Raw genomic sequence first — 10,252 nt, 5'->3', positions numbered from 1 at the left:
AACGACATGGCATCGGCAATCACCGCACCAACCTACGACCCGGTCAACACCGCCAACTCGCTGGCCGACAAGTACGTGATGGCGCGCCAGCAGATCCTGGACACCCAGCGCAAAGCCGCCACGGCCACCGAGAAGGGTTTGAGCGAACTGGGCTCGGCGATGTCGGCCTTCCAGACCAGCCTGGCCGCCCTGACCGGCACCAACAAGAGCATGTATGCGCAGTCGGCCGTCTTCAGCGACACCTCGGTGGGCAGCGCCACCGCCAGCGCCACCGCGGCGGCCGGCAATTATTCGTTCTTCGTCAAGAAGCTGGCCACCGCCAGCCAGGTCTCGTACACGGGCCTCACCGACAACGCGGGCGTGGCCGGCACCCTGCAGATCAACATGGGCGGCGCGAGCGCGTTCACGGTCAACCTGGGCGCGGCCGACACCGACGCCAACGGCACCCTGTCCACGCGCGAGCTGGCGGCGGCGATCAACAGCGCCACCGGCAATACCTCGATGATCACGGCCTCGATCGTCACCACCGGCGCCACCTCGGAACTGGTGCTGACCGCGAAGAACACCGGCGCGGGCACCGCGATCACGATCGACACCAGCGCCGTCACCGGCGCCTCCAGCCTGAAAGCCGCGAATGCCGACCCGGCCCGCGTGCGCACGCTGGCGCTGGCCCAGGATGCCGAGATCCGCATCGGTTCCGAGACCGGCACCGCGATCACCCAGGCCAGCAACACCTTCACCAACATCGACGGCGTGAAGATGACCTTCACCAAGTCCCAGGCTCCCGGCAGCGCGCCGGTGACGATCGCGGTCGGCGCCGACAGCGCCGGCACCACCGCCAACGTCCAGGCGTTTGTCGACGCCTACAACAAGCTCAAGACGGTGCTCAACAAGCTGACCGATGCGGGCGACCCGTCCAAGGGCGCGGCCGGCGGCGCATTCGCGCACGACGGCGGCATCCGCGCGCTCAACGATCGACTGGTCAGCCTGCTGCGCCCGACGACGAGCGGCGACACCCTGGCCTCGTTCGGCATCATCGCGACCAAGGACGGCACGCTGGAGCTGCGCAGCGACCGCCTGCAGCGCCAGCTGGCGCTGAAACCCACCTCCCTCGACGGCCTGATCGGCGTGGCCTCGTCGTCGGCGCCGACCGGCATCGCCGGCGCGCTCGACAAGTTCATCAAGGGCTGGAGCAACAGCGCCGACGGCCAGATCAAGCAGCGCAAGGAAGCCACCACCAACACCCAGAAGACCCTGGCCGACCGCCAGGCCTTCCTCGAACAGCAGCACGAAGCGGCATATAACCGCTACCTGCGCCAGTTCACATCCCTGCAGACCCTGCAGGGCGCCATGACCAACAACCTGTCGATGTTCGATGCCCTGTTCGGCAGCGACAAAGACTGAACCGACCTGGATCAACATGTCCTATCAAGAAGCCTACGGCAGCTACCACGCCGTCAACCTGGATACCCAGACTTCGCGCGCCTCGCCGGTGGAGCTGGTCCTGCTGCTCACCGACGGCCTGCTCGACGAGCTGGCGCGCGCCCGCGCCCACATCGCCGCGCGCCGCTACGAAGCCAAGGCTGCCAGCATCGACAAGTGCGTCGAGATCATCAACGGCCTGTCGAGCTCGCTGGACTTCGACCAGGGCGGCGAGACCGTCGCCAACCTGGCCCGCATCTATGATTTCTGCGCCCAGCACCTGCACGGTGCCGGCATCAAGCAGGACCCGGCGATGGTGGACGAAGTGATCCGCATCCTGTCCACCATCCGCCAGGGCTGGAAAGGCGTGCAGGAGCGCAATGGATAGGTCGCGCAGCATCGAGGCGCTGGCCACGGCGCTGCAGGATGCCGGCGCGCGCGCCGACTGGGACGCGCTGGGCCGCGCGGTGCGCGAGCTCGGTCCGCGCCTGCAGGCGCTGTCCGCCGGCCGTGCCTGGAGCGCGCCCGAACGCGCCGCCGTCGCACGCCTGCGCGGCGCCCATGAAGGCGCCCAGGCCGCCGCCGCCGCCGCCTCGGCCCAGCTGCAGGCGCGCCTGGACGACATGCGCGTCAACAAGGAAGGCTGGATGGCCTATGCCCTCGCGGGCGAACCCGATTCTGGACACAACGCCCAATGAATATCATGATCAACAGCGCTCCCCTGCCCGCGTCGAGCGAGGCCGCCCCGGTCGCCGGCGCCGCCCCGGCCGAGGGCCTGCCGATGGACCCGGCGCTCGCCGGCGCCCAGACGGAACCGGCGTCGCCGCTGGCCTTCCTGCAATTCATGGCGCTCGACGCCGCCGCCGCGCCGGCCGAGCCGCTGCCGGCGCCGCAACTGGACGACGCCAGCGCCGTATCGACGCCGCTAGCAAGCCTGCCTGCCGCCGCAGCGCCGGAAGAAACCAGGGAAGCCGCGGCTGAAGAGCCGCTGCTGGCGGCCATGGCGATGCCCCTGATGCCGTCGATGATGATGGCGGTGCCCGCCGCCGTGCGCCTTGCCGCCGGCGTGCAGGACCACCCGCGCGCAGGCGGCGCGGCCCCGCTGGCGGCGCAGCCGGCGCAGGCCGCCTCCGCCGGCAGCGCCGCATCCGCCACGCTCGCCGCGGCGGCCGGCGCGATCGCGCTGCCGGGGGCCGCCGCGATCCCGGCCGCGGCCGCGGCCCGCACCGATATCGTTGTCGACGCCGCGCCGCAGGCGGCGACGCCCGCGCCGGACGCGGCGCCGGCCCAGCTGGCCCGCGCCAGTGCGGCCGTGGCCCAGCCGGCCGCAACGCCGCAGGCAACTGGAGCCGCCGTGCCGGCCGCCAACCCTGCGCCGGCGCGCGACAGCGCCGTGGCAGGCGCCGACACCCAGGCCGCAGCAGCCGGCAACAGCGCCGGCTTCGGCGTGGCCGCCCCGGCGCCGGCTGGCGCCGCGCCGCGCGAGACCAGCACGCTGGCCCTGTCCGGCCCGCCGACCGCGTGGCGCCAGGGCCTGCAGGAAGCGCTCGGCGAGCGCCTCAACCTGCAGCTGACGAAGAACGCCGAGCAGGCCGTGATCCGCCTCGAGCCGCCGATGCTGGGCCGGGTCGAGATCTCGATCCGCCACAGTGGCGGCAGCCTGGAAGTGAACATCACGGCCACCCACAGCGAAGTGCTGCGCCAGCTCAACACCGTCAGCGACAACCTGCGCAACGACCTCGCGGCGCGCCAGTACAGCGACGTCTCGGTCAACGTGAGCCAGGCCACGCCGCGCGCCCAGGCAGCCGCCCAGCAGGGCGCCGGCTTCGGGCCGGACGCGCAGGGCCGCGGCCGCCAGCAGGGCCAGGACCAGGACGAACGCGCCCCGGGCGCCGCCCTGGCCGAAGCCAACCAATCCAACACTGCGTTCTCCCTGAGCGGACGCGCTTGATCCGGACACCATGAATAGCAAAGTCAAACTGATCGCCGCCTTCCTCGGCGTGGCCATCCTCGCTGCCGGCGCCGCCGGCGGCGCGATGTGGTACATGGCCCCGGCCGCACAGGCCGGCGCAGCGCCGAAGAAAGCCGAGCCGGAAAAGAAGCTGACCAAGTACGTCACCCTCGACAAGGTGATCGTCATGCTGCGGCGCGCCCCGAACGAGGCGGCGGCCCACTACCTGTCGGTCGACCTGGTGCTGGCCACCACGCCGGAACAGGAAAAGGAAGCCAAGGAACACCTGCCGCTGCTGCGCAGCATCGCGGTGTCGGCGCTGTCGCCGCACACGCTCAGCGAGGCGTCGGCCATGACGGTCGACCAGTACGCCGCCCAGCTGAACCAGACCTTCAACGCCAGTTATGAAAAGGAAAACCACGTCAAGCCGTTTTCCGAAGTCATGATCGGCAAACTCATCATTGAGTAAACCGGGGCGACCACCGTGGCCTACCTAGCCGACTACGCCGATTCCAGCGCCGCCGCCATGTACGGGGAAGCGCCAGCCAACGCGGGCATGACCCCGGGCGAGGAGCAGCGCCACCTGCTGGCCTATGCGCCGCTGGTCAAGCGCATCGTGCGCCAGCTGAACTCGCAGGTGTCCGGCGCGGTGTCGCGCGAGGACATGGAGCAGATCGGCCTGATGGGCCTGCTGGAAGCGCTGCGCCGCTACGGCGAGCCGGACAATGGTTTCGGCAGCTACGCGAGCCTGCGCGTGCGCGGCGCCATCCTCGACGAGTTGCGCCGCCAGGACTGGCGTCCGCGTGCGGTGCGCCAGGACAGCCACCGGGTGCGCGATGCGCTGCGCGCCCTCACCCGCAACCTCGGCCGCGAGCCGACCGAGAAGGAGGCGGCCGCCGCCCTGGGCGTGACGCCGGAAGCATTCCGCCAGCACGTGCTGGACGACGTCGCCGAAGAGATGCTCAGCTTCGACGAAGTGCTGCAGGAATCGGTCGAGCACGCCCACAGCGCGCCCAGCCCGGAAGAAGCCTTCCTGGTGCGGCGCAGCCTGGAGCAGGTGCTGGGCAGCCTGAACGACAAAGAACAGCGTGTGATCCAGATGATCTACGAGTTCGAGCTGAGCTACAAGGAAATCGCCGCCGTGCTCGACCTGTCGGACGCGCGCGTCTGCCAGCTCAACAAGAGCGCGCTGGCCAAAATGAAGGCTGCGCTGCAGCGCGCCTGACCACTCATAGATAAGCAATAAGAAAGGCAGCAAGCCATGCAGCAATTACTTGGACTGGCCATCGTGCTCGGCGCCGTGTTCGGGGGGTTCTCCCTGATGGGCGGCACCTTCGCCTCGATCTTCCACCCGATCGAGCTCCTGATCATCGGCGGCGCCGCCTTCGGCGCGCTGGTGCTGGGCAACCAGCGCCACGTGCTGGCCGAGATGGCGCACCAGCTGAAAAAAGTGATGGCGCGCTCCAAGCACGATTCGGAATTCCAGCGCCAGCTGCTGCTCTTGATGTACGAACTGCTGCAGACCGCCGCCGGCGGCCTCAAGGCGCTGGACGCCCACGTCGAGGCGCCCGCCGAAAGCCCGCTGTTCCAGCGCTACCCGCGCATCCTGGACGAGCCCAAGCTGCTCGCTTTCATCGTCGACAACTTCCGCCTGATGGCAATGGGCAAGATCAACGCCCACGAACTCGAAGGCGTGCTGGAGCAGGAACTGGAAGCCATCCACGAAGAACTGACCCAGCCGGCCAAGTCGCTGCAAAAGATCGCCGAAGCGATGCCGGGCTTCGGCATCCTGGCCGCGGTGCTGGGCATCGTGATGGCGATGTTCTCGGTCTCGGGCGGCGCCGATTCGGGCGAGATCGCCGAAAAGATCGGCGCGGCCATGGTCGGCACCTTCATCGGCATCTTCTTTTGCTACGGCCTGCTGGAACCGCTGGCCAACATGATGAAGCAGCTGGTCAATTCGGAAGCCTCGACCATGGAAACGGTGAAAGTGGTGCTGTGCACCCACGTGGCCGGCAAGCCGGCGCTGCTGGCGATCGACGCCGGGCGCCGCCTGATCCAGCTCAACACCAAACCCAGCTTCGCCCAGCTCGAGCAATGGATCAACGCCATGGGCGGCGAAGATGAATCGCAGAACAAGCGGCGCCGCACGGCCGACCGCATGACGGGGTAACCGTGTCGAAACCGAACGAAAAGCACGAATCGACCATCGTCAAGCGCGGCGGTGGCAAGCACGCGCATGACGAACACGGCGGCGCCTGGAAAGTCGCGTTCGCCGATTTCTGCCTGGCCCTGATGGCGCTCTTCCTCGTCTTGTGGCTGATTGCTTCGCGGGAACAACAGAATCTCAAGAAAATCGTGCGCGACGCCACCGACAGCGGTATGCTCGAGGGCCTCGGCAACAAGCCGGCGGTCGCGTCCGAACCGAGCGGCAGCCTGATCGAGCGTTTCGAGCTGCCGATCTCTGGCAATGGCGGCAACGCCGGCGACAAGGGACCGGGCACGCCAAGCGCGCCGCGGGTGGCCTACGAATCGCCCGCCGAGCTCGCTGCACTGTCGAAAGCCCTCGGTGAAATGAGCCAGGAAGCCGGCCTGGCCGCCAACCTGGACACCGTGATCACCCCCTACGGCCTGCGCGTGATGCTGCACGATACCGAGCGCCAGGGCATGTTCATGCGCGGCAGCGCGCTGCCCACCGGGCGCTTCGTCAGGCTCTTGGGCAAGATGGGCCCGCTGTTCGCCCAGATGAAGAACCAGATGCTGATCGTGGGGCACACCGATGCCTCGCGCTTCGCCGGCTCCGACAAGGGCGGCTACTCGAACTGGGCGCTGTCGACCGACCGCGCGCTGTCGGCCCGCCGCGAGCTGCTCGACGGCGGCATGCGCAGCGACAGCGTGCTGCAGGTGGTGGGCATGGCCGACCGCGCGCCGCTGGAAATCAAAGAGCCGCTGGCCGGGGTGAACCGCCGCATCGAGCTGATGATCCTGACCACCGCCCAGTCGCGCATGGTCTCGGCGATGTTCGGCAAGCCCGGCGCCATGACGCCGCTGGGCAAGGATGCGTCGATCAGCGTGCCCGACGCGGCGGCGTTGGAAAAGCTGCGCAGCCAGCTGCCCAGGTAAGGTGCGAGACAAGGCCAGCTTATGAGTGTTCAATCGAAAACCCGAGGTAACCGCATGAAAATCACCGGCGCCATCGCTCCAGGCGTGACCATCGGCACCCAGCGTGTCACGGTATCGGAAACCGCCGAGACCGGACCCGCCGTGACGGCCGGCGCCAGCGCCGCCGCCCCTGCCCTGCAATCCGAGGTGCTGCAGCCGGCCGCCCAGGCCCTGCGCGCCATGCCCGATTTCGACGCCGCCCGCGTGGCCGAGCTGCGCGACCTGCTGGCCAAGGGCGAGCTGCCCTTCGACCCGGGCCGCCTGGCCGGCCTGATCCAGCGCTTCCACGGCGGAGGCCGGGGATGAGCCGCATGACGCGCCAGCAAGCCAATGCGCTGCTCGCCGACGGCGTCCAGGCCGACGTGCGCGACAGCGCCGAAGTGCTGGCCCTGCTCGAGCGCCAGTTCGAGGCCGCGCTGCGCCACCGGAGCAGCGAACTGACCGGGCTGGCCGAATTGCTCGCGCCCCTGCTCGACGCCATGGAAGCGCGGCGCCAGCAGCGCGTGGCGCTGGTGCGCGCCCTGCTGGGCGAGAACGCCACCATGGCGCAGTTCATCGCCACCCTGGCTGAACCGGCGCGCGGCGCGCTGGCGGCCGCCTGGGGCGACCTGGAAACCACCGTGCTGGCCTGCAAGACGGCCAGCACCCGCAATGGTGGCTTGTTGGCGGAACAATTTACCGTGATGCAGCGCGTGCTGCACGGCGAGGACCATACTTATGCGCCACGCTGATTTCTCGACCCCGGCGCTGCAGCCGCTCGCGCCCACCGCCAGCACCCGCCCCACCGCCGCGATCGGCGGCGGCAGCGGTTTCGGCAGCATGTTCAGCGAGGTGGCAGGCGAAGTGGCCAGCTATATCCAGAACGGCGATGGCGGTTCCGGCGCAGCGGCGAGCCTGAGCGCGGAAGGCGCCGTATGGCGCGCCCGCGCCGAGGGATTGATCAGCGGCGACACCGAAGTCGATGGCGTGGGCGGCGTGGGCGGCAGCAGCACCCCGGAACAGCAGGCCTTTTTGGAAAGCATCGCCCCCTGGGCCCGCCAGGCTGCCCAGCAGCTGGGCGTGGCGCCAGAACTGGTGTCGGCCCATGCCGCGCTCGAATCCGGCTGGGGGCAGCGCCCGCTGCGTAATGGCAGCGGCGCATCGAGCCACAACCTGTTCGGCATCAAGGCAGGCAGCAACTGGGAAGGTGCGGTCACCGAGTCGGCCACCACCGAATACGTGGGCGGCGCCGCGATCAAGACGCGCGAACGCTTCCGCGCCTATCCGGACGGCGCCAGCGCCTTCCGCGACTATGCCCAGATGCTGGCCGATAACCCGCGCTACAAAGGCGCGCTGGGCGTGGGCAGCGATGCGCGCGCCTTTGCCCAGGGCCTGGCCAAGGGCGGCTATGCCACCGACCCGGGCTATGCGGCCAAGCTGACGCGCCTGGCCACCAAGCTGCAAAACGCTAGCGATTGACGCCGGGCAGGTCGGCCGGCTCGACGGTGCCGGCGCCGGACACGCGCATCCGCAGCACCTGCCCGCTGGCCGCATTGCGTACCCGTACCATGGCGCCGCGCGCGCCGGCGTCGAGCGCCTCGCCGGCCATGCTCACCTCGACGCCTTCGTAGCGCGCCTGCATCAGCACCTGGTCGCCGCGCTTGACCATGATGGGCGCGGCCAGCTGGCTGCTGCGCAGCACTTCGCCGGCGCGCAGGCTGCGCCGGCTGGTCTGGCCGACCGCGCTTTCCGGCGCGCCGATGGCGTCATTGACGGCGGTCACGTCGCGCCGCTCGAGCGTGATGTGGTCGTCGGACAACACTTCGCCCGCACGCAGCGGCATCGCGGTGACGGCCACCTGGGCCGAAACCCTTGCCCGAACGACAAAATCGTGGCGCCAGCCGCGCGGGTCCGGACAGCGCGCCACGAAACGCATGCGCGCGTATTGACGCGCGTCGAGGGCCTCGATTTCCACTGGGGCGCCGCAGGCCGGCGCCGGACGCGCACTGACGACGCTGAGTTCGACTTGCGGATCCGACAGGCCGCTATTCGTGAGCTGTTTGTCAATATGCTCGCGGGCGGCTTGTTCTATCCGCAAGGAAATAGATTGCGCCGCCTCGGTTGTGGCGCACAAAAGACAGGATACAATGACGACGGTTGCCGTACGGAAAGCAATCATTGTTAAATAGAGGGTCGCGGAAAAGTCATAAGCGGCCATTTTACAGAAACAAACTGCAGACCACCGACAGAGGATGCCATGACGATCAATTTTAAGGACGCAATGGGCGTACACGCCGACGCGCTGCACCTGCGCGCCGAACGTACGCGCGTGCTTGCCGCCAATATCGCCAACGAAAGCACGCCCGGCTATACGGCGCGCGACATCGACTTTGCCTCGGCCCTGCAGGAGCAGATCGACGCCGAGGCCGGCGAGCCTACCCTGTCGGGCGAGGGCCCGCTGTATCGCGTGCCCTTCCACCCCAGCGCCGACGGCAATACGGTGGAAATCGGCGTCGAGCAGGCGGCGTTCTCGCAGAACGCGTCCGACTTCCAGACCAGCCTGACCTTCATCAACATGAAGCTGCGCGGCCTGAACAAAGCCATCAACGGCCAATAATCCGGGACGATAGAACATGGGTTTCAAGGATATTTCCAACATCGCCGGTTCAGCCATGGCCGCGCAGACCGTGCGCCTGAACACGATCGCCAGCAACCTGGCCAATGCCAACGCCGTGGCCGGCTCCGAAGCCGAAGGCTTCCGCGCCCGCAAGCCCGTGTTCGCTTCGGTCATGGGCGACGAGGGCGGCGCCCGCGTGCAGGTGCTGGACGTGGTCCAGTCGAGCGAGCCGCTGCGCAAGATGTACGAGCCGGACAACCCGGTGGCCGACGCCGACGGCATGGTGTACTACGCCAACGTCAACGAAGTGGCCGAGATGGCGGACATGATGTCCGCGTCGCGCGCTTTCGAGACCAATGTCGAGGTCATGGGCCGCATCAAGAACATGCAGGCCTCCCTGCTGAAACTGGGCGAGGGCTGATTCCATGGTCACCACCACCAATTCCTTCGGCTTCACGGCCAACAACACGCCGGCCACCGACCGGGTCGCCACCAGCACCGCCACCAGCGAGAACAAGGACATGTTCACCAAGCTGCTGGTGGCGCAGATCCGCAACCAGGATCCGCTGGCGCCGTCGGACCCGAGCCAGTTCGTCAACCAGCTCTCGCAGCTTTCCCAGACCGAAGCGCTGCAGCAGCTGGCCCAGACCCAGAGCGCCAGCGCCAGCATGCTGCAAAGCCTGCAGGTACTGGCGATGGGCGGCCAGGTCGGCACCGAAGTGTCGGTCGCGGCCAGCCGCGTGCGCCTGGGCGAAGACAGCATCAGCGGCAGCGTGCAGCTGGGCGGCGCCAGCAGCGCCACCAGCCTGGTGCTGACCGGCGTGGACGGCCAGCAGCACCGCATCAGCCTGCCGACCCATGGCGCCGGCGCCCTGCCCTTCACGATCGATCCGGTCGCGCTCGGCCTGGCGCCGGGCAACTACAGCATCAGTGCCGAAGCATCGGACGGCACCAAACCGGCGGTCGAAGTGTCCGGCCGCCTCGACAGCGTGCGCATGTCCGCCAGCGGCGGCATCGTGCTGCAGGTCGCCGGCATCGGCGAGGTCGACCCATCGAGTGTCACCGGCTTCAACGGCAAGGGCAAGCGCCTGGCCGCTACCGATAACTGAAAAAAGGAATTC

Annotated in this window: 15 protein-coding genes; 14 read left to right on the top strand and 1 reads right to left on the bottom strand. The window is 68.6% G+C overall.

Annotation, left to right across the window (positions count from 1 at the left end; all coding sequences use genetic code 11):
* Window positions 1–6 precede the first annotated feature (6 nt).
* From fliD to flgJ, 11 genes are read left to right on the top strand one after another with little or no spacing between them, the layout of a single operon-like run.
* Window positions 7–1,404 carry a flagellar filament capping protein FliD gene (gene fliD / locus BM031_RS04470; RefSeq protein ID WP_091871693.1) on the top strand — a complete coding sequence of 466 codons (1,398 nt, stop codon included), beginning with the start codon at window positions 7–9 and terminating at the stop codon, window positions 1,402–1,404.
* A 16-nt stretch (window positions 1,405–1,420) separates the two neighbouring features.
* A complete protein-coding gene (gene fliS / locus BM031_RS04465; protein ID WP_091871691.1) occupies window positions 1,421–1,810 on the top strand; it encodes a flagellar export chaperone FliS in 390 nt (129 codons plus the stop codon).
* Entirely contained in the window at window positions 1,803–2,120 is a 318-nt protein-coding gene (locus tag BM031_RS04460) for a hypothetical protein (protein WP_091871689.1), read from the top strand. Before fliS ends, BM031_RS04460 begins: the two co-directional genes overlap by 8 nt.
* Complete coding sequence (locus BM031_RS04455) at window positions 2,117–3,373, top strand: flagellar hook-length control protein FliK (RefSeq protein WP_091871680.1); 1,257 nt, start codon at window positions 2,117–2,119, stop codon at window positions 3,371–3,373. The genes BM031_RS04460 and BM031_RS04455 overlap by 4 nt, the downstream gene beginning before the upstream one ends.
* Window positions 3,374–3,383: 10 nt before the next feature.
* Window positions 3,384–3,842: a flagellar basal body-associated FliL family protein gene (locus BM031_RS04450; protein WP_091871678.1), complete on the top strand. Its 459-nt coding sequence runs from the start codon at window positions 3,384–3,386 to the stop codon at window positions 3,840–3,842.
* 15 nt (window positions 3,843–3,857) lie between these two features.
* Window positions 3,858–4,598, top strand: a complete 741-nt coding sequence (locus BM031_RS04445; RefSeq protein ID WP_307185586.1) for a FliA/WhiG family RNA polymerase sigma factor — start codon at window positions 3,858–3,860, stop codon at window positions 4,596–4,598.
* A gap of 36 nt (window positions 4,599–4,634) precedes the next feature.
* Window positions 4,635–5,546, top strand: coding sequence for a flagellar motor stator protein MotA (gene motA, locus BM031_RS04440; protein ID WP_091871675.1), 912 nt, complete (start codon window positions 4,635–4,637; stop codon window positions 5,544–5,546).
* A gap of 2 nt (window positions 5,547–5,548) precedes the next feature.
* Complete coding sequence (locus BM031_RS04435; protein ID WP_091871672.1) at window positions 5,549–6,496, top strand: flagellar motor protein MotB; 948 nt, start codon at window positions 5,549–5,551, stop codon at window positions 6,494–6,496.
* 54 nt (window positions 6,497–6,550) lie between these two features.
* The gene (flgM, locus tag BM031_RS04430; RefSeq protein WP_091871669.1) at window positions 6,551–6,841 is read left to right on the top strand and encodes a flagellar biosynthesis anti-sigma factor FlgM; all 291 of its coding nucleotides are present in this window, start codon (window positions 6,551–6,553) and stop codon (window positions 6,839–6,841) included.
* Window positions 6,838–7,266, top strand: a complete 429-nt coding sequence (gene flgN, locus BM031_RS04425) for a flagellar export chaperone FlgN (RefSeq protein WP_091871667.1) — start codon at window positions 6,838–6,840, stop codon at window positions 7,264–7,266. Before flgM ends, flgN begins: the two co-directional genes overlap by 4 nt.
* Window positions 7,253–7,993 (top strand): flagellar assembly peptidoglycan hydrolase FlgJ, encoded by a 741-nt coding sequence (gene flgJ, locus BM031_RS04420; protein ID WP_091871665.1) that lies wholly within the window; start codon window positions 7,253–7,255, stop codon window positions 7,991–7,993. Before flgN ends, flgJ begins: the two co-directional genes overlap by 14 nt.
* Here the strand turns inward: flgJ and flgA are convergent.
* Window positions 7,983–8,612 (bottom strand): flagellar basal body P-ring formation chaperone FlgA, encoded by a 630-nt coding sequence (flgA, locus tag BM031_RS04415; protein ID WP_229408537.1) that lies wholly within the window; start codon window positions 8,610–8,612, stop codon window positions 7,983–7,985. The genes flgJ and flgA overlap by 11 nt on opposite strands.
* A gap of 159 nt (window positions 8,613–8,771) precedes the next feature.
* On the opposite strand from flgA, the gene flgB reads away from it, so the two are divergent.
* The 3 genes from flgB to BM031_RS04400 are packed head-to-tail and all read left to right on the top strand — an operon-like array spanning window position 8,772 to window position 10,240.
* Window positions 8,772–9,131 (top strand): flagellar basal body rod protein FlgB, encoded by a 360-nt coding sequence (gene flgB / locus BM031_RS04410; protein WP_091871661.1) that lies wholly within the window; start codon window positions 8,772–8,774, stop codon window positions 9,129–9,131.
* 16 nt (window positions 9,132–9,147) lie between these two features.
* Window positions 9,148–9,552: a flagellar basal body rod protein FlgC gene (gene flgC / locus BM031_RS04405; RefSeq protein ID WP_091871656.1), complete on the top strand. Its 405-nt coding sequence runs from the start codon at window positions 9,148–9,150 to the stop codon at window positions 9,550–9,552.
* A gap of 4 nt (window positions 9,553–9,556) precedes the next feature.
* Entirely contained in the window at window positions 9,557–10,240 is a 684-nt protein-coding gene (locus BM031_RS04400; RefSeq protein ID WP_091871654.1) for a flagellar hook capping FlgD N-terminal domain-containing protein, read from the top strand.
* The last annotated feature ends 12 nt before the right edge of the window (window positions 10,241–10,252 follow it).

It is taken from the genome of Massilia yuzhufengensis (assembly GCF_900112225.1).
In the GTDB taxonomy this organism is placed as follows: Bacteria; Pseudomonadota; Gammaproteobacteria; order Burkholderiales; family Burkholderiaceae_D; genus Telluria; species Telluria yuzhufengensis.
The sequence above is the reverse complement of the archived record's forward strand: the minus strand, read 5'-3'. Positions and strand labels throughout refer to the sequence as shown.

What these genes read in the sequence shown, in the direction of transcription:
- fliD (WP_091871693.1), top strand. Translation starts at nt 7, where the DNA reads ATGGCATCGGCAATCACCGCACCAACCTACGACCCGGTCAACACCGCC.
- fliS (WP_091871691.1), top strand. Translation starts at nt 1,421, where the DNA reads ATGTCCTATCAAGAAGCCTACGGCAGCTACCACGCCGTCAACCTGGAT.
- BM031_RS04460 (WP_091871689.1), top strand. Translation starts at nt 1,803, where the DNA reads ATGGATAGGTCGCGCAGCATCGAGGCGCTGGCCACGGCGCTGCAGGAT.
- BM031_RS04455 (WP_091871680.1), top strand. Translation starts at nt 2,117, where the DNA reads ATGAATATCATGATCAACAGCGCTCCCCTGCCCGCGTCGAGCGAGGCC.
- BM031_RS04450 (WP_091871678.1), top strand. Translation starts at nt 3,384, where the DNA reads ATGAATAGCAAAGTCAAACTGATCGCCGCCTTCCTCGGCGTGGCCATC.
- motA (WP_091871675.1), top strand. Translation starts at nt 4,635, where the DNA reads ATGCAGCAATTACTTGGACTGGCCATCGTGCTCGGCGCCGTGTTCGGG.
- flgM (WP_091871669.1), top strand. Translation starts at nt 6,551, where the DNA reads ATGAAAATCACCGGCGCCATCGCTCCAGGCGTGACCATCGGCACCCAG.
- flgN (WP_091871667.1), top strand. Translation starts at nt 6,838, where the DNA reads ATGAGCCGCATGACGCGCCAGCAAGCCAATGCGCTGCTCGCCGACGGC.
- flgJ (WP_091871665.1), top strand. Translation starts at nt 7,253, where the DNA reads ATGCGCCACGCTGATTTCTCGACCCCGGCGCTGCAGCCGCTCGCGCCC.
- flgB (WP_091871661.1), top strand. Translation starts at nt 8,772, where the DNA reads ATGACGATCAATTTTAAGGACGCAATGGGCGTACACGCCGACGCGCTG.
- flgC (WP_091871656.1), top strand. Translation starts at nt 9,148, where the DNA reads ATGGGTTTCAAGGATATTTCCAACATCGCCGGTTCAGCCATGGCCGCG.
- BM031_RS04400 (WP_091871654.1), top strand. Translation starts at nt 9,557, where the DNA reads ATGGTCACCACCACCAATTCCTTCGGCTTCACGGCCAACAACACGCCG.